This is a genomic window from Methylobacterium sp. M6A4_1b (assembly GCF_053345175.1).
In genome coordinates this window covers 169500-194505 of the sequence record NZ_JBKEZQ010000006.1, presented here as the reverse complement: position 1 = coordinate 194505, position 25006 = coordinate 169500, and the positions used below count along the sequence as shown (strand labels likewise).

The window sequence follows — 25006 nt, the reverse complement described above, 5'->3', positions numbered from 1 at the left end:
GGAAGTTGCAGCGGTCGGGGTCGGGAACTGTGGCGGCGGAACCTGTCGAAAACCGGTCGGGGGGTCAAGCGCGCGGGCCGATCGCGGGCGTCGCGGCGGCGGCCGGCGCGGACCGTCCGCGACGCCGGGCCTTGGCGGCGCGGCGGCCGATGTAGAGCAGCAGCCCCGTCACCAGGAAGAGCGGCATCAGCAGGGCCGCGACGAGGAAGATCGGTGGGCCGAGGAGGCCGAAGATGCGCCCGCTGTGCACGTCGAGCATGTTGCCGGCGATCCGGACGCCGAGCGAACGTTCTCCGCCGACCTCGTGCACGAGGATCCGGCCGGTGGCGGCCTCGACCCGCGTGTCGTCGCGCCAGCCGTTCCGGTTCTCGGAGCGGACCCGCACGGGGCCGGCGTAGCCCCCCGGCAGCAGCAGCGTCGCGCGGGTGAACCGGCCCGCATCCACCGCGCGGAAGGCCGCCCAGGCCGTGTCGAGGGACGGCGCGCCGGGAGCGCCCAGCCCCTCCTCCCTCCGGCCGGGCTTGTCCTTGGGGGGCTGCCGCTCGTCCTGGCCCGCCGGCGAGCCTTTCCTGCCTGCCGGCGGAATCTCTTTGCCTGCCGGCGGCTTGCCGTCCGCCATCCGGGTGATGGTCTCGCCACGCGTGAGGAGCGCGGTGGCGGCGTCGCGATACCAGTCGTAGGACCACCACAGGCCGCTGAGGCCGATGACGACGTAGACCGGCAGCACCCAAGTGCCGGCCACGGAATGCAGGGACCAGTAGGTCGGCCGGCCCCATTGCCGCAGGTTCGGCTTCAGCCAGATCCGCCAGGTCATCACCTTCGGCCAGCGCAGGTAGAGGCCGGTGCAGAGCAGCACGAGGAGCGCGATGACGCTCACGCCGGTCACGGTCCGCCCCCAGCCCTTGCCATCGCCGGGCAGGAGCAGCCACCGGTGAAGGCGCCGGATGGTGGCGAAGGTCTCCTCCATCCGGGCCGCGCCCCGTACCGTGCCGTCATACGGATCGAGGTAGAGGGACGGCGGACGTTGGCCGGTGGCGGCGTCGCGCCCGAGCCGCACCAACGCGGCGGTGCCGGGCTCGGCCGCGAGCGTGAGGTTCGCCACCGTGTCGGGACGCTGGGCATGAAAGCGGGCCAGGAGGGCGTCCGGCGCGAGCGGGTCCTCCGCCCGGGGCGCGACCCGGATCAGATCGGCATCGACGATCTCGCCGATCGCATCCTCGTAGCTCAGGAGAGCGCCGGTGACGCCCGCCACCGCGAGGACGAGGCCGGCCCCGAGTCCCAGCAGCCAGTGCAACTGGAACAGGATGGCGCGCAGGTGTCTCACCAGGACACCCGCGCCGTCACGAGGGCCTGGAAGGGCTCGCCCACCGCCACCAGCAGATTGCTGCCGCCCGAGGAGGGATAAGAGGTGCGGTCGAACAGGTTCTTCAGATTGAGCTGGAGCGTGGTCGGCAAGCCGTTCACCTGGGTGTTGTAGGCGAGGAACGCGTCGCAGACGACGTATTCGGGCAGGGAGAAGCTGTTGGCGGCGTCCCCTGGTCGGGCGCCGACATAGCGCGCGCCGAAGCCCGCTTCCAGAAATCCCGCGCCGAGGCGCCTCGACCCGAAATCGGTCGCCTCGGCGATCGCGCCGAACTGGTGCGTGAGAAACGCCGAGGCGGTGACCCGCGGGGTGTTGAGGAGCTGCTTGCCCGCCAGCACCGGGTCCTGGGTGACTTCGGCCTGGGTGAAACCGTAGCTGGCGATCACCGCCCAGTCGGGCAGGATCTGGCCGGCGACGTCGAGCTCGAACCCGCGCGAGCGCACCTTGCCGGCGGTGGTCGCGATGGTGAGGCCCTGACCGTTGACCTGCGTCACCAGCACGTTCGCCTTGTCGATGTCGAACATCGCGCCCGTCACCGTGAGCCCGTCCGCGATCTCCGCCTTCACGCCGACCTCGAAGGCCTCGCCCTCCTCGGGCGGGAGGGCGCCGACGATGTTGGCCAGCGAGGTGTTGGGTTTGAAGGATTGCGCGTAGCTGCCGTAGAGCGAGAGATTGGGGGCGAGCTTGTAGACGAGGCCGACCCGCGGCAGGATCCGCACCCCGTCGATATCGGTATAGGCCACCGCCGGCGTCCCCTTGGCGCCGAACTGGTCGAAGATCTGCGCGCTGACCCCGGCCACCAGGATCCACTGGTCGGTGAGGTGCAGGGAGTCCTGCAGATAGAGGCTGGTATTCACTAAGCGTTCGCGCAGGTTGCTGTCGGCGGGCGAGACCACCGGCACCGCCGCGAGGGTGCCGTAGACCGGTCGGAACGGGTTGAACCCCGCCCGGTTCGGACCCCGGATGATGTCGGGCCGGCCGTAGTCGATGTTCTCGTAGGTCACCCCGGCCAGGAGGTCGTTGCGCAGGCCGAAGGTGTCGACGCCGCCGGTCAGGTCGAGGCGGGCGACGTGGGCGTTGAAGTCCGCGTCGCGGGTGCCGTCGGCCCGGCGGGTGAGGAGGCCGGTGGCCGGGAAGTAGGTGACCGGCCGGATCTGGTCCTCGTCGTAGCCGAGATGGGAATAGGTGTAGCCGAAGTGGACCTTCCAGGCGTTGTCGAAGCGGTGGTCGACGTCGAGGGTGGCGAGATGGCTGGTGGCCGCGTGCGCGCTCGAACGCTCGTCGAAGCGGCGGTCGCGCGGCACCCGCAAGGCGCGCCCGGTGCGGGGATCGAAGATCGTGCCGCGATCGTAGGGCACGCGGTAATGGCCGAACTCGTAGCCCACCGTCACGGTGGTGTCGTCGCCCTGCCAGGTCAGCGAGGGGGCCACGACCTGCCGGCTGAGATGGCCGAAATTGCGCCAGTAGGCGTAGCTCTGGATGTCGGCCACCATCCGGTAGGCGAGGGTGGTGCCCGCGATCGGTCCGGTGAGGTCGCCCTGCACGAGGCCCCCGTCGAAACTCGTCCCCGTGAAGTTGAGCGAGCCGTGCGGGGTGAATTCGGGCCGCTTCGAGACGAGGTTGATCAGGCCGCCCGGGTCGGTGATGCCGTAGAGGAGCGAGGCCGGGCCCTTGAGCACCTCCACGCGCTCGATGGCGTAGCTGAAGTTCTGCTGCAGCACGGTGCGGCGCCCGTCCCGCAGGATCGAGTCGTCGCGGAAGGTGCCGAAGCCGCGCCGCACCACCGCCTCCTGCGTGCCGCCGACGCTGTTGGTCTGGGCGATACCGCTGACGTTGCGCAGGGCTTCGTCGAGCGAGAGCACGCGCTGGTCGCGCAGCACCCCGGCGGAGACCACGGCGATGTTGGCCGGCGTGTCGAGGATCGCGGTGTCGGCGCCCGCCCCGAAGGTGGAGCGCCTGGGCTGGTAGCCGACGGTGGCGAGTCCGTTGCCCAGGCCGGCCACGCTGAGTTCCTCGAGGGTGACGGCGGACGGCGAGGCCGCCTGGTCCGAAGCGCGCTCGGCCTGCACGGCGGTCCCGGTGGCGAGGAGCAGGAGAAGGCCGGTCGGCAGGGGCCGCCGCGTGGCGGCGAAGGTACGGGGAGCGGAAGGCATGACGGGTCCGTGCGAGGAAGCCGGTACCTCTATCGGCTCCCCTGCGGAATTTCCATTGTGGATATCAAGATTAGAAGCATTCAAAAACAGAAGAGAAGTCGAATTCTGGAATGATTCTTGGACCTCGCGCAGTGAACGCAAGATCAGCCCGGCCGGTTCGTCCCGGTATCGGAATCCGAGGTGACCCGGCATTCCACCCGGCTTCGGCGCGCCCGCTCACCAGGCGACGCGGGCGGTGACCAGAGCCTGGAAGGGCTCGCCCACCGCCACCAGCAGGTTGCTGGCGCCGGCCGAGGGATAATAGGTCTCGTCGAACAGGTTCTTCAGGTTGAGCTGCAGAGTGGTCGGCAGGCCGTTCACCTGGGTCCGGTAAGACAGGAACGCGTCGCAGACCACGTAGTCCGGCAGGCTGAAGCTGTTGGCGGCGTCCCCGGGCCGCGCGCCGACGTAGCGGCTGCCGAACCCGGCCTCCAGGAAGCCCGGGCCGAGGAGGGTCGAGCCGAACGCCGTCGCCTCGGTGACGGCGCCGAGCTGGTGGGTGAGGAACAGCGAGGCCGTGACGCGCGGCGTGTTCTGGAGCTGCTTGCCGGCGAGCACCGGATCCTCGGTGACGACCGCCTGGGTGAAGCCGTAGCTGCCGATCACGGCCCAGTCGGGCAGGATCTGCCCCGCGAAATCGAGTTCGAAGCCGCGCGAGCGCACCTTGCCCGCGGTGGAGCCGAAGCGGGTGCCGTCGATCACCTGGGTGATCAGCACGTTGCTCTTCTCCGCGTCGAACATCGCGCCGGTGATCAGGAGGCCGTCGGCGACCTCCGCCTTGACCCCCACCTCGTAGGCCGTCCCCTCTTCCGGCAGCAGGGCCCCGGTCACGTCGAGGTCGGTGACGTTGGGGCGAAAGGACTGCGTGTAGCTGCCATAGAGCGAGAGATTGGGCGCGAGCTTGTAGACGAGCCCGGCCCGCGGCACCGGCTTCACGCCGTCGATGGCGGTCGAGATCACGGCGGGGCGGCCCGCATAGGCGAGCTGGTCGTAGATCTGGGCGCTGATCCCGCCCACCAGGATGAGCCGGTCGGTGAGGTGGAGCGAATCCTGAAGATAGAGGCTGGTGTTGCTCAGGCGGTCGCGGTTGTTGCTGGCTGCCAGCGAGACCCGGTCGGAGGCACCGATCAGGCCGTAGACGGGCGCGAACGGATCGAAGCCGCCCACGTTCGGTCCCCGCACGCTGGTCTTCCGATAATAGTCGATCCGCTCGACCGTCGCTCCGGCGAGGAGATCGTTGCGCAGGCCGAAGGTTTCGAAGCGTCCCGTCAGGTCGAGGCGCGCCGCGTGAGCCTCGAAATCGCCGCCGCGCGTCGCGTCCGCCCGGCGCGTCAGGAGGCGCGTGCCGGAATCGTAGGCGACGGGTCGGATCTGGTTGTCGTCGTAGCCGAAGCGCGAATAGCTGTAGCCGAAATGCAGCTTCCAATCCTCGTCGAACCGATGGTCGACATCGATCGTGGCGAGGTGGCTCGTGGCGTCCACCTTGCTGACGCGCTCGTCGAAGCGCCGGTCGCGCGGCACCCGCAGAGGGCGCCCGGTGCGCGGGTCGAAGGTGGTGCCCCGGTCGAAGGGGATGCTGTAGTGCGCGAACTCGTAGCCCACCGTCACGGTGGTGTCGTCGCCGCGCCAGGTCATCGACGGGGCGACGACCTGGCGGCGGATCTGCCCGAAATTGCGCCAGTAGGCGTAGTCCTGAAAGTCGCCCACGACCCGGTAGGCGAGGTTGGTGTCCTGGATCGGACCCGTGAGGTCGGCCTGGACGAGGCCGCCGCCGAAGCTCGTTCCGGTCAGGTCGAGGGAGCCGCGCGGCGTGAAGTCCGGTCGCTTCGAGACGAGGTTGATGAGGCCGCCGGGCTCCGAGATGCCGTAGAGGAGCGAGGCCGGGCCCTTCAGCACCTCGACCCGCTCGATGGCATGGTTGAAGTTCTGCTGCAGAACCGTGCGGCGCCCGTCGCGCAGGATCGAGCTGTCCCGGGAGAATCCGAAGCCGCGCCGGATGACGGCCTCCTGCGTGCCGCCGAGGCTGTTGGTCTGCACCACGCTGCTGACGTTGCGCAGGGCCTCGTCGAGGCTCAGCACCCGCTGATCGCGCAGCACGGCGCCCGGCACGATGGCGATGTTGGCCGGCGTATCGAGGAGGGCCGTGTCGGACCCCGCTCCGAAGCTCGTGCGCCGGGGCTGGTAGCCGATCACCGCCCCGCCGTCGCCCGCAACCCTGATCTCATCGAGGGCGACGGACGAGAACTCGGGCTGTTGCGCAGCCGCTGGCCCGGCCGGAAGCAGGAGTGCGGCTCCCGAGATCCATCCCGCCGAAATCCACCGCGTCGAGATCCATGCCACGGGACCCGCAGGTTTCCGGCCGCAGGACGAGGTGCGGTGATGATGTCGGGCCTGACGGGACATGATCGCTCCTGAGCGGGGTTCGATCTGCCGTAGGATAGTCTTGGTTTTATAACAATAGCTACGCTGTATATTGGAATATGTCTAAGTGTGTTGTTATATATCTCGGAACATCGATATATTTCACAAACTAAACTTCCTGCCGAATGATCCCGGGTCCCGCGCGGAGCATTGCGCCCCGCCTTGACCCGAGGTCTGCGCCGGCCCATCCCCTGCGGGCCATGGACAGCCCGCGCATCCCCCATCTCTGGCGGCCCTACACACAGATGCGGGGGGCGGCCCCGCCGCTGGAGGCCGTGCGCACGCAGGGGTCGCGCATCGTGCTCTCCGACGGGCGCGAGCTGATCGACGGCATCGCCTCGTGGTGGACGGCGGCCCACGGCTACAACCATCCCCACATCCGCGCCGCCGTGGCGGCGCAGCTCGAGGCGATGCCGCACGTGATGTTCGGGGGATTCACCCATGCCCCGGCAGAGCGGCTGGCCGCGCGCCTCGCAGCCCTGCTTCCGGGCGACCTCGACCACGTCTTCTTCACGGATTCCGGTTCGGTGGCGGTCGAGGTCGCCCTGAAGATGGCGGTCCAGATGTGGATCAACCGGGGCGTCGCCGGCCGCACCCGCATCCTGGCCTTCCGGGAGGGCTATCACGGCGACACCCTGGGGGCGATGTCGGTCTGCGACCCCGACGAGGGCATGCACCGGCGCTTCGGCGCCTACCTGCCGACCCAGGTCTTCTGCGATCTGCCCCGGACGGCGGCGCAGACCGCCGCCCTCGACGCGACCCTGGCGGCCGAGCGCCAGACCCTGGCGGCGGTGATCGTGGAGCCCCTGGTCCAGGGGGCCGGTGGCATGCGGATGCATCCCCCCGAGGTGCTGGCGACCGTGGCGCGGCTGGCGGCACACCATGGGCTGCCGCTCATCGCCGACGAGATCTTCACGGGTTTCGGGCGCACCGGCACCTTGTTCGCCTGCGAGCAGGCCGGCATCGTGCCGGACATCCTCTGCCTGTCGAAGGCGCTCACCGGCGGCACGATGGCGCTGGCCGCCACCGTGGCCACGCGGGCCGTGTTCGAGAGCTTCCTCTCCGACGATCCCGCCGCCGCCCTCATGCACGGACCGACCTTCATGGCGAACCCGCTCGCCTGCGCGGCGGCCGATGCCAGCCTCGACCTGTTCGCGCGCGAGCCGCGCCTCGCCCAGGCCACCGCCATCGCGGCGGTCCTCGCGGACGGGCTCGAACCCCTGCGGGACCTGCCGCACGTGGCCGACATCCGGGTCCTCGGGGCGATCGGGGCGGTGCAGTTCCGTGCGCCGCCCGATCTCGCCGAGCTGAAGCGCCGCTTCCTCGCGCGGGGCACCTGGGTGCGGCCGTTCGGCGACATCGTCTACCTGACGCCCGCGCTGACGATCGCTCCGCAGGACCTGGCCGACCTCCTCGACGCCATGCGTGCGGTGGTGCGGGAGACCGCCGCCTGACGGCGAGACCCTGCACCCGGTGCAACCCACGCCCCCGTCGCTCGTTGGGATGACGTTGCGCTGGCCCCAGGTCCAGAATTTCCGGAGTCCTCGATCGCGCCCTGCGAGCCTTCCGGCTCCACGCGAGGGGCCCGGTCCCGGGCGGGGCCCGCGGCCAGACAGGCTGGAGGGTGCATCGTGGTGGATGAGGCGAAGGCGAACGACGACCGGCCGGTGATCCTGCTGGTGGAGGACGAGGCCCTGACGATCATGGACCTCGGCGACGTTCTCGAGAATGGCGGCTACGACACCGTGCAATGCGCCTCGGCCGAGCGGGCGCTCGGCATCCTCCAGGCTCGCCCCGACATCTGCGGCCTCGTCACCGATGTCGAATTGTCCGGCAAGACCAACGGCTTCGAGCTCGCGACCGCGGTGTCCGAGGCCCGCCCGCAGCTGCCCATCGTCATCGTCTCGGGCCGCGCCGCCCCCGATCCCGAGCGGATGCCGAAGGGCGCCAAGTTCATTGCCCGGCCCTGCACCGGCGAGGACATCCTGTCCCAGCTCAGGGGCCTGCTGCCCTGCTGAGGGGATGATCCGTCAGCCTGGCGCGCTCTTACGGGCACGCCACCACGCGACGGTGTCGTCGAGGCCGCGCGCCAGATCGAAACGCGGCCGGAAACCGACGGCTTCCGTCAGGATGCGGGTCTCGGCCTCGATGATGGGCGGTTCCGTCGGGCTCAAGGGCCGGGCGCCGAAGTCCAGAGCCTCGGCGCCCCCGAGTCGGGCGGCGAGCCCTTCGAGAAGCGCACGCACCGGGATCGCCGCCCCCGAGCCGATATTCACCGGCCCGCTCACGTCGCCCGCCACCAGGGCGGCCAGAGCCTCGGCGGCATCCGCGACGTGGAGGAAGTCGCGGCGCTGGCGTCCGTGCGAGGTCGGGAACGCGGTCCCGGCCATCAGCGCGTGGACCGCGTCCGATACGAGCCGCCCGCGGCGCTCGCCGGGGCCGTAGAGATAGAACAGCCGGCCCCAGGCGAAGCTCGGGCCGTGCTGCGCGGCATGCGCCGACAGGATGCGCCGCGTGCCGTCCTTCGCGGCGCCGTAGAGCGTCGCGGGCCGGCAGGGGGTCGTCGCTTCGTCGAGCCGGGCCGCGCCCCAGGCGTATTCGGCGCAGGTGCCGACGCCGACGAAGCGGTGGCCTCCGGCGGCCGCGAAGGCCTGTGCCAGGTCGAGGGTGGCCGCGACCCAGTCGAGATTGCGGGCCGAGGTCCAGTAGCGGCCGGGCTCCGCATCCCAGGCGAGGTGGAGGAGATGGCTCGGGCGGATTTCCGCGATCAGCGCGCGGCGCGCCTCGGGCAGCAGCAGGTCGGCCGCGTGCCAGTGCGCCGCCGCCGACGCGGCACGCCCGACGCCGTGGACCTCGAACCCGCGCGCCCGCAGGGCCGGCACGGCGTGGCGCCCGACGAAGCCGGCCGCACCGGTGACGAGGACGCGCCCGCTCACCGGACCCAGTCGGGATAGGCGAGGTCGCGCTCGGCGATCACCGTGACGGGCTCCGGCCAGACGAGGTCGAGGCTCGGGTCGTTCCAGCGCAGGCCCCGGGCGCTGCCGGCCACGTAGGGGCGGTCGATCATGTAGAGCATTTCCGCGCCGTCGCTCAGGGCCTGGAAGCCGTGGCCGAAGCCGGCCGGGATGTAGAGGGCGTGGCGGTTCGCGGCGCTGAGCTCGGTCCCGTAGGCCCGGAGGTAGGTGGCGGAGTCCGGCCGCAGGTCGACGATGACGTCGTGGATCGCTCCGGCCGTGCAGCGCACCAGCTTGGTCTCCGCGTGGGGCTCGGCGGAAAAGTGCAGGCCGCGCACGGTGCCGCGCCGGGCGTTGTAGGAGATGCTGGATTGCGCGAAGGCGCCGATCAGCCCGCGCGCGGCGAAATCCTCCGCGCAGGCGGTGCGGGCGAAGAAGCCGCGCGCGTCGGCATGGGGCTCGGGGACGATCCGGTACGCGCCGGCGAGCGGCAGGGTCTCGAAGCGCATGGGCTCAGAACGCGTCCAGATGCGGGATCGCGGTGACGAAGCGTCCGCCCCAGGCGCGGATCGCGGCCATCTCGGCGGCGATCTCGTCGCGCAGGTTCCAGGGCAGGATCAGGACGCAGTCCGGCCGCAGCGCGAGCAGCGCCTCCGGCGAGACCACCGGGATGCGGCTGCCGGGAAGCAGCATGCCCTGCTTGTGCGGCGAGCGGTCGGCCACCGCCCGCACCAACTCGGGGCCGATGCCGCAATAATTGAGGAAGGTGTTGCCCTTGGCCGCCGCCCCGTAGGCGCAGACCGTCCGGCCCGCCTCCCGTTCCGCGATGAGGAAGCTCAGCGCCGCGCACTTGACGTCGGCCACCGCCCGCCCGAAGCCCGCATAGCCGGCGGGCTCGAACAGGCGGGCCGCCCACTCGGTCCGCACCACGCGCTCCAGGGCCTCCGTCGGGGCGTGAGCGGCGCTCTCCCGGCAGGCGAAGACGCGCAGCGAGCCGCCATGGGTCGGCCATTCCTCGACGTCGAACACGCGCAGGCCGTGCTGGCGCAGGACACCGATCACCACCCCGAGGGAGAGATACGAGAAGTGCTCGTGGTAGATGGTGTCGAACTGGCGCTGCTCGATCATGCGCAGGAGATGCGGGAACTCGAAGGTCGCGACACCCGCGGGCTTCAGCAGGATGGCGAAGCCGGCCACGAAATCGTGGAGGTCGGGCACATGGGCGAGCACGTTGTTGGCCGCCATCAGGTCGGCCGCGTGACCCGCGGCGCGAAGGCGCCCGGCGGTCTCGGCTCCGAAGAACGCGACCTCGGTCGGCACGCCCCGCGCGCGGGCCGCCGCCGCCACGTTGGCGGCGGGCTCCACCCCGAGGGCCGGGATGCCCCGCGCGACCACGGATTGCAGCAGGTAGCCGTCGTTGCTCGCCACCTCCACGACCTTGCTCTCGGCCCCAAGGCCGAAGCGCGCCTGCATGGCGGCGACATAGGCCTCCGCATGGGCGAGCCAGCCCGCCGAGAAGCCGGAGAAGTAGGCGTAATCCGAGAAGATCGCCTCCGGCGTCTCGAAGGCTTCGAGCTGCACCAGGAAGCAACTGTCGCAGACATAGGCGTGGAGGGGGTGGAAGGTCTCGCCGCGGTTGGCCCGGTCCGCCGGCACGTAGGCGTTGGCGAGCGGCGACAGCCCGAGGTCGACGAGGCTCCGGTCGAGATGCGCGCCACAGACGCGGCAGGGACGAAGTCCGTTCACGCCGTTCACGCTCCGAGAGCCTCGTAGGCGCCGATCTGCGCCAGGGTCAGGTCGCGGGCCGATCCGCCGCCGGCCTGCGCCCGGTGCCAGGCCGCGGTCCAGGCCAGGGCCGTGTCGAGGCGCAGGCGCCGGTCCCAACCGAGATGGGCGCGGGCCTTGGCCGAATCGACCTTGAGGAAGGTCGCCTCGTGCGGGTGGATCGCCTCCGACAGGTGCCACAGGGCATCCGACCCCCAGGCCTGGGCGAGTTCGTCGACGAGGTGGGCCACCGGCCGGCAATCCTCGTCGGCCGGGCCGAAATTCCAGGCTTCGGCGTAGCGCGCGCCCGCCTCGCCGGACAGGCATTCGGCCAGGCGGAGATAGCCGCTCAGGGGCTCGAGCACGTGCTGCCAGGGCCGTGTGGCGTGGGGGGCGCGGATCTCCACGGATTCGCCCAGCGCGAAGGCACGGACGATGTCGGGCACGAGCCGGTCCTCCGACCAGTCGCCGCCGCCGATGACGTTGCCCGCCCGGGCGGTGGCGACCCGGCAATCCTGCTGGCCGAGGAACGAGGCCCGGTAGGCCGCCGCCACCAGCTCGGCGCAGCCCTTCGAGCTGCTGTAGGGATCGTGGCCGCCGAGGGCCTCCTCCTCGCGGTAGCCCCAGGGCCATTCGCGGTTCGCGTAGGCCTTGTCGCTCGTCACCACCACGACGGCCCGGACGGAGGGGGTCGCCCGCACCGCCTCCAGCACGTGGGCCGTGCCCATCACGTTGGTGGCGTAGGTGGCCAGCGGATCGCGGTAGGAGGCGCGCACCAGGGCCTGGGCCGCCATGTGGATGACGACCTCGGGCTGCGTGGCGGCGAGGCACGCGCGCACCGCCGCCGCGTCGCGGATGTCGGCGAGGTGCGAGTCGAGGTCGGCACCGATGCCGGCCGCCTCGAACAGGCTCGGCGTGGTGTCGGGGGACAGCGCCAGCCCGCTCACCCGCGCGCCCAGGCGCTCGAGCCACAGGCAGAGCCAGCCGCCCTTGAAGCCGGTATGGCCGGTGACGAGCACCCGCCGCCCGGCCCAGAAGGCGGGATCGGGGTTCGGGTCGCGCGTGCGCGGCAGGGGGAAGGGCGAGGGCTGCACGCTCTGAAACGATCTCCGGTGAGGCGCCAGACTACCAGCACTTCCAGGGCGGCGCGTCCCCCGCCCACAGGGCTTCGAGGTGGTTCTTGTCGCGCAGGGTGTCCATGGCCTGCCAGAAGCCCGCGTGGACGTAGGCCGCGAGCTGGCCGTCGGCGGCGAGGCCCTCCAGGGGCTCGGCCTCCCAGACCGTGGCGTCGCCCGCGATCCGGTCGAGCACGCGCGGCGAGAGCACGAAGAAACCGCCGTTGATGGTCGCCCCGTCCCCGGCGGGCTTCTCGCGGAAGCGCCGCACCGTGCCGTCCTCCAGCTCCAGCGCCCCGAAGCGGCCCGGCGGCGTCACCGCCGTCAGGGTGGCGAGCTTGCCGTGGGCCCGGTGGAAGGCGGCCAGGGCCGTGAGGTCCACGTCGGCGACGCCGTCGCCGTAGGTCATGAAGAAGTCGTCCTCGCCGAGATAGTCGCGCACCCGCTTCAGGCGCCCGCCCGTCATCGTGGTCTCGCCGGTCTCGATCAGCGAGACGCGCCAGTCCTCCGCGGTGCTGCGGTGGAAGTCCACGTGGCCGCGCCCGATGTCGACGGTCACGTCGGACAGGTGCAGCCGGTAGTTCAGGAAGAACTCCTTGATGACGTAGCCCTTGTAGCCGAGGCAGATCACGAACTCGCGCACCCCGTGGGCGGCGAAGATCTGCATGATGTGCCACAGGATCGGTCGGCCGCCGATCTCCAGCATGGGCTTGGGGCGGGTCACCGTCTCCTCGGAGAGGCGCGTGCCGAGACCGCCTGCGAGGATGACTGCCTTCATGGGGGCCTGCGGGGTCTTCGGGTCCTGGGGAATCTCTGAGTTCCCGAGAGATCTTCACAGATCCCGGGGAGCGTCGGCGCCGGTCCGCAACGCTTAATCGAGGGGTCGGGCTTCGTCCAGGCAGGCGCCCGAACGGACCCCTTAGCCGACTTTTCCCACCGGGACGGCTTCGATCCAGGGGCTCTGTCATCGCAGCTTCATACGCGCCGGTCATGCCCCCCTCACGGTGGACGGTCACGGTTGCCGGTGGATGCGCCCGGATGGACCGGCGCGGGCCTACCACCCGCGGGTTATCATGTCGAAGAGGATGAGCGATGCGGGCGGCTGACGAGCGCGGGATGGCCGAACCCGGCGAGGGCTCGGCCCGCGCGGCGATGGCCTCGCTCCCCGAGACGCGCGACGACAGGGATGGCGAGCGGAGCATGAGCAAGTCCGACAAGCGGCTGCGGCCTCCGGGCTCGAAGAGCGTGGGCTGGGCCCTGGTCCAGGCTGCCCGCCTGCATCGGTCCCGCGTCGGTGATCGCCTGGCCGCCCTCGACCTCTTCGCCGGGCAGGAACAGGTGGTGCAGGCGCTGGCCGCGGCCGGGACCATGACGATGGGCGACCTCGCCGCGACCCTGCGGGTGCGTCCGCCGACCGCCTCGAAGACCATCTCGCGCCTCGCTGCCCTCGGATTCGTCGAGCGCCGCGCCGAGGCCGGCGACGGCCGGATCGTGCGGGTGCGCCTCACCGAGACGGGCCTCGCCAAGGCGGCGGCCATCGAGCGGCTGTGGGACGATGTCGAGGCCGAACTCCTCGACGGCTTCGACGGCAAGGAGAAGCGCCGGCTGCGAAAGCTCCTGCGCAAGGCGGCGCGCAACCTCGCCGAGGTCTCCGGCGTCACCGGTCACGAAGTCGAGGGCGATTCCGAGATGGACGAGGACGAGCCGGACACCCTGACGGTGCCGGGCGCGCTGTAGCCGCGCGATCGTTGCGACGAGGGGTGTTGCCGGTCCGTCCCGGTCAGACGGGCTTTGCTCGCGGGGTCAAGGCCTTCGACGGCTTGGCCTTGCGCATCATGCCGGAGCCCGCATGGACGGCCCGGCGCCGGAAGAGGCGCTCGCCGGTCCGCTCCATGAAGAGGGCGATGTGCGTGGCGGCCCGGTCGAACAGCCAAACGGCCGCGCAGATCACGATGGTGATCGTGCAGGCGAGGCCGATCATGAGCCCGAGGATCCCCGGTGCCGGGAGAACCATCAGGCAGATCAGCCCGAAGGTCGCAATTAAGGGTATGACCTTCGCCATGGACAGCGCTCCGCCGGTGATGCGCGGACGAGCATGCGGCGGACATCGATAAGATTTCGTGGATGCGACGCGATCCGTCGCCCAAATCGCAACCGAAGGTTAGCGATCGGTATCGAAGCCCACGCGCGCGCCGCAACCGTCGTGAGCCCGTGTCGCCAGTGCGCGGCCGGTCCGACCGCGACGCGGGTGTGCGGGACCGGGACCCTGCTCTAAAGCTCCCTCCGACGCGTCGTCCGGGCCGGCCGGAAAGCCGTCGCGCATCGGGATCGAATCGTGAGGCCAGAACCAGGGGGCGCCGCGCCCGCCAGCCGGCGCCCGGCCGGCATCGCGCTGATGTGCGGCACGCTGGCGTTCTTCGCCTGCCTCGACGCCTCGGCCAAGACCCTGGCGGGCCTCGGCGTCGATCCGCTGCTCTCGACCTTCATGCGCTACGCGGTGAACGTCACCCTGGTGCTGATGGTCCTCAATCCGATACGGACGCCCGGCGTGGCGCGGACGAACCGGCTCACGCTTCAGGTCCTGCGCTCGCTGCTGCTGTTCGGGTCGACGGCCCTCAACTTCCTGGCCCTGCGCAAGCTCCAGCTCGCCGAGACCCTGTCGATCCAGTTCGCGACGCCCCTGATGGTGGCGCTGCTCGCCGGCCCGCTGCTGGGCGAATGGTCCTCGCCGCGGCGCCTCGTGGCGGTGGCGGTCGGCTTCCTCGGCGTGCTGGTCATCGTGCGGCCCGGCATCGGCGCGTTCCAGCCCGCGGTGCTCCTCAGCATCGGCAACATGCTGTGCTACGCGTTCTACGTGCTGACCACGCGTAAGCTCGCCGGCGTCGATTCGACGGCCACCACGGTCTTCTATTCCGGGCTCGCCGGGCTCGCGGTGATGAGCCCGGTCCTGCCCTGGATCTGGACGACGCCGACGGCGTGGAGCACCTGGGCGCTGCTGGTCGGAGTCGGCCTGTTCGGCACTCTGGGACACTGGCTGCTGGTGCTCGCTCATGCCCGGGCGCCGGCCAACGTGCTGGCTCCGTTCATCTATACCCAGCTGCTCTGGTCGGTGATGCTGGGCTACCTGATCTTCGGCGACGTACCGAACCGATGGACGCTGATCGGCGCGTCCATCGTCATCGGGTCCGGGCTCTACCTCCTGGCCCAGGAATCCACCCCCCGTGCGCGGCGTCGGACGGACGCACGGCACGCGGCGCAGGATCCCGCATCCCCTCAGCGGTGACGGCGGTGATGATAGTGGCGGCGCGACTTCATGCGGGTGCGATAGGCGCGACGGCCCGGATCGATGCCGAGCGCCCCGTTCACGGTTCCCACCGCGCCGCCGACCGCACCGCCGACGATGCCGCCCACCGGACCGGCGACCCGGTCGCCCTCGGCCGCGCCACGGCGGATGCCGCCCGGCAGGCCCTGGGCTTCGGCCGTGCCCGACAGGGCGAAGGCGGACAGGACGAGGCTGGCGGCGAGCAGAGCTTTTCTCATGATCGTATCTCCCAGTGACGGCGCGTCTCGGTCACCCCTTGGACTTGGTTCCCGGCGAACGGCCGGACGGCACCCGAACGCGTGCGGGACAACGGCCGAGCTTGAAAAAGGTCCCGAGGAAAATGCGCGGCGCGCGGAAGGCCGAAAGCTCGCTGGTCTCGCGCCTGCGCCGCTGCTAGAAGCCGCCGCATGTGCGTTGATGGTGATCCGCGCGGGCGGTTCGGCGTGCCGAGCGCGTCCCGGCCTCGAATTATGAGCCCGGCCTGCGCCTGAGGGCCGCCGCGGCGGGCCGATGCGAAGGCCGGGAGGGCGACGACTCGCCTCCGTTCCGCCGGCCCCGGGGGGCAGTCCTGCCCGCCGACCGCCTCAATGACGATCCGCGCCGAAGACCTCACAGACATCCCATGAGCGACCAGACCTCCCCCGCCGCGGCCCCTGCCCGCGACTATTCGAAGACCCTGTTCCTGCCCCAGACCGAGTTCCCGATGCGGGCCGGCCTGCCGGTGCGCGAACCCCTGCTGCTGGAGCGCTGGGCCGCCACCGACCTCTACGGGCAGATCCGCGCGCAGGCCGCCGGGCGGCCGAAATTCGTGCTGCACGACGGCCCGCCCTACGCCAACGGCAACATCCACATCGGCACGGCGCTCAACAAGATCCTGAAGGACGTCATCGTCCGCGCGCAGGGGACGCTCGGCTACGACGCCGACTACGTGCCGGGCTGGGACTGTCACGGCCTGCCCATCGAGTGGAAGATCGAGGAGCAGTACCGCGCCAAGGGCCGCAACAAGGACGACGTGCCGGTCATCGAGTTCCGCCAGGAGTGCCGGACCTTCGCGGCCCATTGGCTCGACGTGCAGCGCGGCGAGTTCAAGCGCCTCGGCGTCACCGGCGACTGGGATCATCCCTATGTCACCATGTCCTTCCCGGCCGAGGCCGCGATCGCCCGCGAACTCATGACCTTCGCGACCACGGGCCAGCTCTATCGCGGCTCGAAGCCGGTGATGTGGTCGGTGGTGGAGAAGACGGCGCTCGCCGAGGCCGAGGTGGAGTACGAGGACGTCGTCAGCGACGCGATCTTCGCGGCATTCCGGATCACCGAGGGGGCGACCGAGGATCTCGCGGCGGCGCGGGTCGTCATCTGGACCACGACGCCCTGGACGATACCGGCCAATCGGGCGGTGGCCTATTCGCGCAAGGTCACCTACGGCCTCCATCGCGTCACGGCAGCGGCCGAGGACAACTGGGCCAAGGTCGGTGACCTGTACGTCCTCGCTGACGCCCTGGCCGCCTCGGTCTTCGCGAGCGCCCGCGTCGAGGCCTTCGAGCGCCTGCGCGACGTCGCGCCGGCCGAACTCGCCGGCCTGACCCTGAGCCATCCGCTCGCCGGCCACCTGTCCGGCTACGACTTCGCCGTTCCCCTCCTCGACGGCGAGCACGTCACCGACGAGGCCGGCACCGGCTTCGTCCACACGGCGCCGAGCCATGGCCGCGAGGATTTCGAGGTCTGGATGGCCAATGGCCGCGCGCTGGCCCAGCGCGGCATCGAGACCCGCATCCCCTACACCGTGGACGCGGACGGTGCGCTGACCGACGAGGCACCCGGTTTCACGGGAAAACTCGTTCTTAACCACAAGGGCGAGAAGGGCGACGCCAACAAGGCGGTCATCGCCGCCCTCACGGAGGCCCGCGCCCTGGTGGCGCGCGGCACGCTCAAGCACAGCTATCCCCATTCCTGGCGCTCGAAGAAGCCGGTCATCTTCCGCAACACCCCGCAATGGTTCATCGCCCTCGACAGGCCGGTCGGGTCCCTCGGCGAGAAGACCCTGCGCGACGTGGCGCTGAAATCGATCGAGGAGACGCAGTGGGTCCCGCCCCAGGGCAGGAACCGCATCAACGGCATGGTGGCCAACCGGCCCGACTGGGTGGTCTCGCGCCAGCGCGCCTGGGGGGTGCCGATCACGGTCTTCGTCAAGCGCGGCACCCACGAGGTTCTGCGCGACCCGGCGGTGAACGCGCGCATCGCGGCGGCCTTCCACGCGGAGGGCGCGGATGCCTGGTTCACCGATGCCGACGGCGCCCGGTTCCTCGCCCCCGACTACGATCCGGCCGACTACGAGAAGGTCACGGACGTCCTCGACGTCTGGTTCGATTCCGGCTCGACCCACGCGTTCGTGCTGGACGACCCGGAGCAGTTCCCCGGACTGTCCGGCGTCAAGCGCCGCCGCGACGGCGGCTCCGATACGGTGATGTACCTGGAGGGGTCGGACCAGCATCGCGGCTGGTTCCAGTCGTCGCTGCTCGAATCGGCCGGCACCCGCGGCCGTGCTCCCTACGACATCGTCCTGACCCACGGGTTCGTCCTCGACCCCAAGGGCTTGAAGATGTCGAAGTCGAAGGGCAACGTCGTCGCGCCGCAGAACGTCATCAAGGATTCCGGCGCGGACATCCTGCGCCTGTGGGTGGCGGCCTCCGATTACGCCGACGACCTGCGCATCGGTCCGGAGATCATCAAGACCTTCGCCGAGACCTACCGGAAGCTGCGCAACTCGATCCGCTGGATGCTCGGATCGCTGGCGCATTTCGAGCCCGGCACCGAGATTCCCCACGCGGAGCTGCCCGAACTGGAGCGCCTGATCCGGCACCGGCTGTCCGAGCTCGACGGCGAGATCCGCGAGGCCTACGCCACCTTCGACACCAAGCGGGTGGTGGCGCTCCTCAACGGCTTCATGACCGGCGACCTCTCGGCCTTCTACTTCGACGTGCGCAAGGACGTGCTCTACTGCGACCCGGCTTCTTCCCCGGTGCGCCGCGCCGCGCTCCAGGTCATCGACGAGACATTCCGCCGGGTCACGATCTGGCTCGCGCCCGTGCTCGCCTTCACGGCCGAGGAAGCCTGGCTCGATCGCTACCCGTCACCGACGGGTTCCGTCCATCTCCAGACGCTGCCGGAGACACCGGCCGCCTGGCGGGACGCCGCCCTCGCCGCCCGCTGGCAGACCATTCGTCGGGTACGCCGCGTCGTCACCGGTGCTTTGGAGATCGAGCGGACGGCCAAGCGCATCGGCGCCAGCCTGGAAGCGGCACCCACCGTGCACATCGCGGATGCCGATCTGCGCGCCGTGGTCGAGGGCGTCGACTTCGCCGATATCTGCATCACCTCCGCCATCCGCATCGTGGACGGCGAGGGCCCGACCGAGGCCTTCCGCCTCGACGACGTGCTCGGCGTCGCCGTGGTGCCGGCCCTCGCCGAGGGCCGCAAATGCGCCCGCTCCTGGCGGGTGACGCCGGAGGTCGGCAGCGACCCGGACTACCCCGACGTGACGCCGCGCGACGCGCGCGCCCTGCGCGAGTGGGACGCCGCCCATGCCGGCACGAACGCCGCGTGACGCGCTCGCTGCGCCCTCCCTTCCCCCGCCTCGGGGGGAGGACCCGACTTTGCGCATGACGTCCTCCTGAATGAAGTCCTCCCGCATGACGCCCTTCCGCCTGGGGCTCGTGGCGCTCCTCCTCACCCTGGTCCTCGACCAGGCCTCGAAGCTCTGGCTCTACTTCGGCACCGACCTCGTGCTGACGCAGCCCTGGCGGATCGCGCCCTTCGCGGAGTTCCTCGTGGTATGGAACCGGGGCGTCTCCTACGGGATGTTCCAGCAGGAGGGCGGCCTCGGCCGCTGGGTGCTGGTGGGCGTGTCCTGTCTCGCCGCCATCGGCCTGACGCTCTGGATGCGGCGGGCGGAGTCGCGCCTGCTGGCGGTGGCCCTGGGCCTCGTCGCGGGCGGCGCCATCGGCAACGTCATCGACCGCGCGGCCTACGGGGCCGTGTTCGACTTCGTGCACCTGCACTGGCGCAGCTGGTCCTGGTACGTCTTCAACATCGCCGATGTGGCGATCGTCGCGGGCGTCGTCGGGCTCATCCTCGACAGCCTCCGGCCCGCCCCCCGGAGCACCGGTTCCGGCCTCTGATCCGTGATCGGCATTTCCGCCTGACCTGTGATCCGTAAACCACAACGGGGATCGTTGTGCCGGCGAGGCTGGTGCACTGCGGTCAAGGCGCCATACGATCGCCCGAAACCGGGATCAGGCCGAGAAGGTCGGATCAGGATCGCTGCACAAGGCGACCATCCGGGCTCGGGGAACCGGGACCCATGACCGGGCGGAGAGCGGGGATAGCATGATCGGGCATCGCGGTTTGCTGATGGTGGTGGCGGGCGTTCTGACCGCCGGGAGCGCTCAGGCGCAGCAGGGCGTGTTCATGCGTGACGCCCTCAGCAATATCGGCCTGATCGAGCCGGAGAAGCCCGCGATCACCTACCGCGAGCGCGCGCCCCTGGTGATGCCGCCCAAGCTCGACGGCAAGGCCCTGCCGCCGCCGCGCCAGCCGGAAGCCTCGGCGCAGTGGCCCAAGGATCCCGAGATCGTCCAGCGCGAGCGCGAGCGCGAGGAGGCCCGGAAGCCGATCGTGCGCGGCGCGCAGGGCCGGATGAACGACAACAACATGACCCTCTCCATCGACGAGATGCGTGGCGGGCGCCGCGCCGGCGCCCAGACCCGCACCGAGCCGGGCCGGCCCGAGGGCGAGAACGACGACCGCAACTCGTTCTGGGCGAATCCCTTCGGCCTGCGCTCGGCCGAGGTGGCGGAGCCTTCGGCGGTGGAGCCCGACCGCGACGTGCTCACCGATCCGCCGACCGGCTATCGCAAGCCGCCGCGCAAGGTCGCCAAGACCAACGGCGACCCGGTGAACAACCCGTACCGCGAGCGCGAAGAATCCGATCCGGCCGCCTACATGCGGGCACGGTCCGCGAACTGAACCGCGGGTCCGGCGCGGAGCCGCGCGGGTCGCGGGCGCCGCGGGAGAACCCGTTTCCTGCCCCTCCGACGCACCCCAGTGGTACGGAGCCGGCGCAATGCCAACATGACGGATGGCCCTCGCAAGCGGCTGACCGCGGAAGGAAGAGCTTTGATGCACCTGTTCAGGAAGGACATGCCCCTCTTCGGACCGGCGCGCAGCCACGCGAGCGCGGGCCGGGCGGAAGCCGCGCCCTTCGGGCGCTCCGAGGCGGGCGGACCCGAGGTCAGTGCCTTCGCGCTGGACAATGGCCTCGACGTCGTCGTCGTTCCCGATCACCGCGCCCCGGTCGTCACCCACATGGTGTGGTACCGCAACGGCTCCGCCGATGATCCGTTGGGCCAGTCGGGCATCGCCCACTTCCTCGAGCACCTGATGTTCAAGGGCACCGAGCAGCACCCGATCGGCGCCTTCTCGAAGGCCGTCTCCGGGCTCGGCGGCCAGGAGAACGCCTTCACCTCCTACGACTACACCGCCTACTTCCAGCGCGTCGCCCGCGACCACCTTCGGACCATGATGGAGTTCGAGGCCGATCGCATGACCGGCCTCGTCCTCGACGACGCCGTGGTGGCGCCCGAGCGCGACGTGGTGCTGGAGGAGCGCCGCATGCGGGTCGAGACCGACCCGTCGGCGCAGCTCTCCGAGGCGATGGCCGCCTCCCTGTTCGTGCACCACCCCTACGGCACGCCGATCATCGGCTGGATGCACGAGATCGAGGAGCTGAACCGCACCCACGCCCTCGACTATTACAAGCGCTTCTACACGCCGGAGAACGCCATCCTGGTGGTGGCCGGCGACGTGACGCCGGACGATGTCCGCCGCATGGCCGACGACACCTACGGCCGCGTCACCCCGCAGGGCACGCGCCCCCTGCGCATCCGGGCCAAGGAGCCGGAGCCCCGGGCGCTCCGCCGCCTCGCCGTGGCCGACCCGAAGGTCGAGCAGCCGACCCTGCAGCGGCTCTACCTCACCCCGTCCTGCATCACCGCGCGGGACGGCGAGTGCCACGCTCTCGAGCTGCTGGCCGAGGTGATGGGCGGCGGCTCCACCTCCTACCTCTACCGCAAGCTGGTGATGGAGCTCGGCGTCGCCGTGAATGCCGGCGCCTGGTACATGGGCTCGGCCATCGACGACACCCGCTTCTCCGTCTACGCGATCCCCGCCGAGGGCGTCAGCCTGGAGAAGCTGGAGGAGGAGGTCGACCGCGTCCTGCGCCGCGTCCCCTCCGAGGCCCTGGAGCCCGAGGCGATCGAGCGGGCCAAGACCCGGCTCGTGGCCGAGACGGTCTATTCCTCCGACAGCCAATCCTCGCTCGCGCGCATCTACGGCTCGGCGCTGGCCATCGGCGAGAGCATCGAGGAGGTCCGCCGCTGGCCCTCCGACATCGAGGGCGTGACCAAGGCCCGGCTCGCGGCGGTGGCCGAGCGCTACCTGACGCCGTCCCGGTCCGTCACAGGCTACCTGACCAAGGCCCGCGAGGCCGACGCGGCCTGAGGCCGCTCCCGGTCTCGCGCCGGGCCACGCAATTCGAGAGGCCGTGGCGCCCGCCGCCGCGCCCCGCGCACACCATGAGGTTCCCATGAACGTGGCCACCACCGACCTGCTCGACTCCTCCGCCACCCGCTCCGCGACCTCGCCGACGCAGGCGGTCCCCGTCGCGGCGGCTGCCGGCATCGAGGCGTGGCACGTCGAATCACCGGTGGTCCCGCTGATCGCCCTGGCCTTCACCTTCGAGGGTGGCGCGGCGCAGGATCCCGAGGGCAAGGCCGGCGTGGCCCAGATGCTCGCCCGCCTCCTCGACGAGGGTGCCGGCGACCTCTCCTCCGACGCCTTCCAGGAGCGCCTCGCGGCCCGGGCCATCGAACTCTCCTTCCATGCCGGCTCCGACGCGCTCGGCGGCTCCCTCAAGATGCTGGTCAAGCACGCCGACGAGGCCATCGACCTCCTGGCCCTGGCCCTGGCCAAGCCCCGCCTCGACCCCGACGCCATCGAGCGCGTGCGGGCCCAGACCCTGGCCGGTCTGCGCTACCAGCAGAACGATCCGGGCGTGATGGCCTCGCGCCGCTTCTTCGCCGAGGCCTATGCCGGTCATCCCTATGCGCGCCCGTCCTCCGGTACGCCCGAGAGCATCGCGGCGATCACCCGCGACGACCTCGTGACGATGCATCGCCAGATCATCGGCCGCGGCGGCGTGAAGGTCGCGGCGGTCGGCGCCATCGATGCGGCGCGTCTTGCGGAGAGCCTCGACCGGGCCTTCGGCAAGCTCGACATGGCAGCCCCCCTCAAGGCGGTGCCCCAGACCCGGATGCAGAACATCGGCGCCCGCCACGTGGTCGATCTCGACGTGCCGCAATCCGTGATCCGTTTCGGCATGAACGGCGTGCCGTGGTGCGACCCGGACTTCATTCCGGCCTACGTGCTGAACCACATCCTGGGCGGCGGCTCCTTCACCTCCCGCCTGTTCCAGGAGGTCCGCGAGAAGCGTGGCCTCGCCTACTCGGTCGGCACCTCCCTCGTCAGCCATCGCGCCGCATCGATGACCTGGGGCTACACCGCCACCAAGAACGAACGCGTCGGCGAGGCCCTGTCGGTGATCGGCGAGGAGATCGGACGCCTCATCACGGACGGTCCCTCGGACGAGGAGCTGCAGAAGGCCAAGGACTACCTGACCGGCTCCTACGCGCTCGGCTTCGACACCTCGACCAAGATCGCGCACCAGCTCGTGCAGATCGCCTTCGAGGGCCTCGGCATGGACTACATCGCCCGCCGCAACGATCTCGTCGCCAACGTGACCCAGGCCGATATCCGCCGCGCCGGCGCCCGCACCTTCGCGGACGGGAAGATGCTCGTGGTCGCCGCCGGCCGGCCCACCGACTTCTGAGCGCCCGCAAGTTTCGGAGGGCTCCCGGAGATTTTCCGTGATCCGAGGACGAGCCGCCGCGCCCCGGCGGCGGCTTCGCGGGCCTGTACGCGGGCACGGCGGTTGCTAGTTTCCGCCGGGGCGGCGACGATGCTGCACCGCTCGTTTTCAAGCTCGGGACAGTCCGGATGACATCACGCCTCGCCTCCCTGCCGGCCCGCCTCGCCCTCGTCACGGCGATGGGCATCGCCGCGACGCCGGCCCTGGCCCATCCCGGCCATGAGGCCGCCGCCGGCCTGGCGCAGGGTTTCCTCCATCCCCTGAGCGGCCTCGACCACGTCCTCGCCATGGTGGCGGTCGGGCTGATCGCGGCCCGCATCGGTGGCCGCGCGCTCATCCTCGTGCCCCTGTCCTTCCTCGGCATGATGGCCGTCGGCGGCGCCCTCGGGGTCGTGGGCATCGGCCTGCCCTTCGTCGAGATCGGGATCGCCCTCTCGGTGGTGGTGCTCGGCGCGTCCCTCGCCCTGCGCCCGGCCCTGCCGGTCGCCGCCGCCATGGTCCTCGTGGGCGCCTTCGCGGTGTTCCACGGCCACGCCCACGGCGCCGAGATGCCGGAGACCGGCTCGGGTCTCGCCTACGGCCTCGGCTTCCTCGGCGCGACGGCGCTCCTGCACGCGGTGGGCCTCGGACTCGGCCTCTCGGCCGGACGCCTCGTACGGAGCCTCACCGCCCTGCGGGTGGCGGGCGCGGGCCTCGCCATCGCGGGTCTCGGCCTCCTCGCCAGCGCTCTCTGACCTCCCTGTCCCCGATCGTCGAACGGCCCCCTCACGGGGGCCGTTCTGTTTTCGGGTACGTCGCCCCATCTGATGGATCCGCCCGCCGTTCAGGGATCAGCCCATGCAGCTCACCGGACTCCATCACCTCACCGCCATCACCGCGCAGGCGGCCGACAACCTGGCCTTCTACACGCGGGTCCTCGGCCTCCGGCTGGTGAAGAAGACGGTGAACCAGGACGACGTCTCGGCCTACCACCTGTTCTACGCCGACGGCCTCGCTTCGCCCGGTACCGACGTCACCTTCTTCGACTGGCCGGCGCCTCCGGAGCGGCGCGGCACCAACAGCATCAGCCGCACGGGCCTGCGGGTCTCGGGTGCCGACGCGATCGGCTGGTGGCGCGAGCACCTGGCCCGCCAGGGCGTGGTCCATGCGGTGCCCGTGGAACGTGACGGCCGCCTGACCCTCGATTTCGAGGATGGCGAGGGCCAGCGCCTGATGCTCGTGGATGATGGCGGCGCCGGCGAGGCCCACGCCTGGGCGCGAAGCCCCGTGCCGATCGAGCACCAGATCCGCGGCCTCGGACCGATCCGCCTCAGCGTCGCGCAGATCGAGCGGACGGAGGCGGTCCTCACCGAGATCCTCGGCATGAGCCACGACCGGAACTATGAGCTTCCCGAGGGCGAGGTCCGCGTCTATCGCATGGGTGCGGGCGGTCCCGCCGCCGAACTCCACCTCGTGGCCGAGCCGGGCCTGCCGCCCGCCCGCCAGGGTGCCGGCGCTGTGCACCACGTCGCCTTCCGCATCCCGGATGCCGACCACGCGGCCTGGGCCGACCGTCTGAAGCAGCGGCGCATGCCCTCCAGCGGGCCGGTGGACCGCTACTACTTCCGCAGCCTCTACTTCCGCGAACCCAACGGGATCCTGTTCGAGATCGCCACCGACGGGCCGGGCTTCGCCACCGACGAGCCGATGGAGACCCTGGGCGAGCGCCTGGCCCTGCCACCCTTCCTCGAGCCCCGCCGCGCGGAGATCGAGGCCGGGCTGAAGCCCCTCTGATCGGCCCGGACGGAATTAAGAACGATTCCAAGCCACTGTACCGTCGTGCGCCTGCGTACGCGCGCCGCCTTGACGGGCCTACCGCAGGTGCGAGAAGACCCCACCCAAAGCTTCGAGA

21 protein-coding genes are annotated in these 25006 nt (G+C 70.8%); 11 read left to right on the top strand and 10 right to left on the bottom strand.

The window, feature by feature from the left end:
- Positions 1–64 precede the first annotated feature (64 nt).
- The 3 genes from ACLBWX_RS08955 to ACLBWX_RS08945 form a co-directional block, all read right to left on the bottom strand.
- The gene (locus tag ACLBWX_RS08955) at positions 65–1324 is read right to left on the bottom strand and encodes a PepSY-associated TM helix domain-containing protein (RefSeq protein ID WP_447676718.1); all 1260 of its coding nucleotides are present in this window, start codon (positions 1322–1324) and stop codon (positions 65–67) included.
- Positions 1321–3516, bottom strand: coding sequence for a TonB-dependent siderophore receptor (locus ACLBWX_RS08950; protein ID WP_447676717.1), 2196 nt, complete (start codon positions 3514–3516; stop codon positions 1321–1323). Before ACLBWX_RS08950 ends, ACLBWX_RS08955 begins: the two co-directional genes overlap by 4 nt.
- Before the next feature lie 216 nt (positions 3517–3732).
- Positions 3733–5748 carry a TonB-dependent siderophore receptor gene (locus tag ACLBWX_RS08945; RefSeq protein ID WP_447676716.1) on the bottom strand — a complete coding sequence of 672 codons (2016 nt, stop codon included), beginning with the start codon at positions 5746–5748 and terminating at the stop codon, positions 3733–3735.
- A 428-nt stretch (positions 5749–6176) separates the two neighbouring features.
- Between ACLBWX_RS08945 and ACLBWX_RS08940 the strand changes: the two genes are divergently transcribed.
- Positions 6177–7430, top strand: a complete 1254-nt coding sequence (locus ACLBWX_RS08940) for an adenosylmethionine--8-amino-7-oxononanoate transaminase (RefSeq protein WP_447676715.1) — start codon at positions 6177–6179, stop codon at positions 7428–7430.
- Positions 7431–7607: 177 nt separating this feature from the next.
- Complete coding sequence (locus ACLBWX_RS08935) at positions 7608–7994, top strand: response regulator (RefSeq protein WP_447676714.1); 387 nt, start codon at positions 7608–7610, stop codon at positions 7992–7994.
- A 12-nt stretch (positions 7995–8006) separates the two neighbouring features.
- Here ACLBWX_RS08935 and ACLBWX_RS08930 read toward each other — a convergent pair whose 3' ends face one another.
- The 5 genes from ACLBWX_RS08930 to rfbF are packed head-to-tail and all read right to left on the bottom strand — an operon-like array spanning position 8007 to position 12587.
- Positions 8007–8912, bottom strand: coding sequence for an NAD-dependent epimerase/dehydratase family protein (locus ACLBWX_RS08930; RefSeq protein WP_447676713.1), 906 nt, complete (start codon positions 8910–8912; stop codon positions 8007–8009).
- Complete coding sequence (locus ACLBWX_RS08925) at positions 8909–9439, bottom strand: dTDP-4-dehydrorhamnose 3,5-epimerase family protein (protein WP_447676712.1); 531 nt, start codon at positions 9437–9439, stop codon at positions 8909–8911. Before ACLBWX_RS08925 ends, ACLBWX_RS08930 begins: the two co-directional genes overlap by 4 nt.
- Positions 9440–9443: 4 nt before the next feature.
- The gene (locus ACLBWX_RS08920; RefSeq protein WP_447676711.1) at positions 9444–10676 is read right to left on the bottom strand and encodes a methyltransferase domain-containing protein; all 1233 of its coding nucleotides are present in this window, start codon (positions 10674–10676) and stop codon (positions 9444–9446) included.
- A gap of 5 nt (positions 10677–10681) precedes the next feature.
- On the bottom strand, positions 10682–11788 hold the full coding sequence (gene rfbG / locus ACLBWX_RS08915; protein ID WP_447676710.1) for a CDP-glucose 4,6-dehydratase: 1107 nt from the start codon (positions 11786–11788) through the stop codon (positions 10682–10684).
- A gap of 31 nt (positions 11789–11819) precedes the next feature.
- Entirely contained in the window at positions 11820–12587 is a 768-nt protein-coding gene (rfbF, locus tag ACLBWX_RS08910) for a glucose-1-phosphate cytidylyltransferase (RefSeq protein ID WP_447676709.1), read from the bottom strand.
- A gap of 338 nt (positions 12588–12925) precedes the next feature.
- On the opposite strand from rfbF, the gene ACLBWX_RS08905 reads away from it, so the two are divergent.
- Positions 12926–13546 carry a MarR family winged helix-turn-helix transcriptional regulator gene (locus ACLBWX_RS08905; protein WP_447676751.1) on the top strand — a complete coding sequence of 207 codons (621 nt, stop codon included), beginning with the start codon at positions 12926–12928 and terminating at the stop codon, positions 13544–13546.
- Between the two features lie 43 nt (positions 13547–13589).
- Here the strand turns inward: ACLBWX_RS08905 and ACLBWX_RS08900 are convergent, their stop codons facing one another.
- A complete protein-coding gene (locus ACLBWX_RS08900) occupies positions 13590–13871 on the bottom strand; it encodes a hypothetical protein (RefSeq protein ID WP_447676708.1) in 282 nt (93 codons plus the stop codon).
- Positions 13872–14204: 333 nt separating this feature from the next.
- Here ACLBWX_RS08900 and ACLBWX_RS08895 point away from each other — a divergent pair, with 333 nt between their 5' ends.
- The gene (locus tag ACLBWX_RS08895; protein WP_447676750.1) at positions 14205–15092 is read left to right on the top strand and encodes a DMT family transporter; all 888 of its coding nucleotides are present in this window, start codon (positions 14205–14207) and stop codon (positions 15090–15092) included.
- Here the strand turns inward: ACLBWX_RS08895 and ACLBWX_RS08890 are convergent.
- Positions 15083–15349, bottom strand: coding sequence for a hypothetical protein (locus ACLBWX_RS08890; protein WP_447676707.1), 267 nt, complete (start codon positions 15347–15349; stop codon positions 15083–15085). The two genes, ACLBWX_RS08895 and ACLBWX_RS08890, sit on opposite strands and share 10 nt — an antisense overlap.
- A 404-nt stretch (positions 15350–15753) precedes the next feature.
- Here ACLBWX_RS08890 and ileS point away from each other — a divergent pair, with 404 nt between their 5' ends.
- From ileS to ACLBWX_RS08855, 7 genes are all read left to right on the top strand, one after another.
- Positions 15754–18735, top strand: a complete 2982-nt coding sequence (ileS, locus tag ACLBWX_RS08885; protein WP_447676706.1) for an isoleucine--tRNA ligase — start codon at positions 15754–15756, stop codon at positions 18733–18735.
- A gap of 85 nt (positions 18736–18820) precedes the next feature.
- Positions 18821–19309 carry a signal peptidase II gene (gene lspA, locus ACLBWX_RS08880; RefSeq protein ID WP_447676705.1) on the top strand — a complete coding sequence of 163 codons (489 nt, stop codon included), beginning with the start codon at positions 18821–18823 and terminating at the stop codon, positions 19307–19309.
- A gap of 208 nt (positions 19310–19517) precedes the next feature.
- Positions 19518–20156 (top strand): hypothetical protein, encoded by a 639-nt coding sequence (locus ACLBWX_RS08875; protein ID WP_447676704.1) that lies wholly within the window; start codon positions 19518–19520, stop codon positions 20154–20156.
- 153 nt (positions 20157–20309) lie between these two features.
- Complete coding sequence (locus ACLBWX_RS08870; protein WP_447676703.1) at positions 20310–21689, top strand: M16 family metallopeptidase; 1380 nt, start codon at positions 20310–20312, stop codon at positions 21687–21689.
- Between the two features lie 85 nt (positions 21690–21774).
- The gene (locus ACLBWX_RS08865; protein ID WP_447676702.1) at positions 21775–23076 is read left to right on the top strand and encodes a M16 family metallopeptidase; all 1302 of its coding nucleotides are present in this window, start codon (positions 21775–21777) and stop codon (positions 23074–23076) included.
- A gap of 167 nt (positions 23077–23243) precedes the next feature.
- Positions 23244–23849, top strand: a complete 606-nt coding sequence (locus ACLBWX_RS08860; protein ID WP_447676701.1) for a HupE/UreJ family protein — start codon at positions 23244–23246, stop codon at positions 23847–23849.
- Positions 23850–23952: 103 nt separating this feature from the next.
- Entirely contained in the window at positions 23953–24888 is a 936-nt protein-coding gene (locus ACLBWX_RS08855) for a ring-cleaving dioxygenase (RefSeq protein ID WP_447676700.1), read from the top strand.
- Positions 24889–25006: the final 118 nt, after the last annotated feature.

Excerpts from the sequence above, each read along its gene's own strand:
- rfbF (WP_447676709.1), bottom strand. The coding sequence starts at position 12,587 with ATGAAGGCAGTCATCCTCGCAGGCGGTCTCGGCACGCGCCTCTCCGAG.
- ACLBWX_RS08890 (WP_447676707.1), bottom strand. The coding sequence starts at position 15,349 with ATGAGAAAAGCTCTGCTCGCCGCCAGCCTCGTCCTGTCCGCCTTCGCC.
- ACLBWX_RS08860 (WP_447676701.1), top strand. The coding sequence starts at position 23,244 with ATGACATCACGCCTCGCCTCCCTGCCGGCCCGCCTCGCCCTCGTCACG.
- ACLBWX_RS08925 (WP_447676712.1), bottom strand. The coding sequence starts at position 9,439 with ATGCGCTTCGAGACCCTGCCGCTCGCCGGCGCGTACCGGATCGTCCCC.
- ACLBWX_RS08865 (WP_447676702.1), top strand. The coding sequence starts at position 21,775 with ATGAACGTGGCCACCACCGACCTGCTCGACTCCTCCGCCACCCGCTCC.
- ACLBWX_RS08900 (WP_447676708.1), bottom strand. The coding sequence starts at position 13,871 with ATGGCGAAGGTCATACCCTTAATTGCGACCTTCGGGCTGATCTGCCTG.
- ACLBWX_RS08875 (WP_447676704.1), top strand. The coding sequence starts at position 19,518 with ATGATCGGGCATCGCGGTTTGCTGATGGTGGTGGCGGGCGTTCTGACC.
- ACLBWX_RS08950 (WP_447676717.1), bottom strand. The coding sequence starts at position 3,516 with ATGCCTTCCGCTCCCCGTACCTTCGCCGCCACGCGGCGGCCCCTGCCG.
- ACLBWX_RS08870 (WP_447676703.1), top strand. The coding sequence starts at position 20,310 with ATGCACCTGTTCAGGAAGGACATGCCCCTCTTCGGACCGGCGCGCAGC.
- ACLBWX_RS08940 (WP_447676715.1), top strand. The coding sequence starts at position 6,177 with ATGGACAGCCCGCGCATCCCCCATCTCTGGCGGCCCTACACACAGATG.
- ACLBWX_RS08895 (WP_447676750.1), top strand. The coding sequence starts at position 14,205 with ATGTGCGGCACGCTGGCGTTCTTCGCCTGCCTCGACGCCTCGGCCAAG.
- ileS (WP_447676706.1), top strand. The coding sequence starts at position 15,754 with ATGAGCGACCAGACCTCCCCCGCCGCGGCCCCTGCCCGCGACTATTCG.
- lspA (WP_447676705.1), top strand. The coding sequence starts at position 18,821 with ATGACGCCCTTCCGCCTGGGGCTCGTGGCGCTCCTCCTCACCCTGGTC.
- ACLBWX_RS08855 (WP_447676700.1), top strand. The coding sequence starts at position 23,953 with ATGCAGCTCACCGGACTCCATCACCTCACCGCCATCACCGCGCAGGCG.
- ACLBWX_RS08905 (WP_447676751.1), top strand. The coding sequence starts at position 12,926 with ATGGCCGAACCCGGCGAGGGCTCGGCCCGCGCGGCGATGGCCTCGCTC.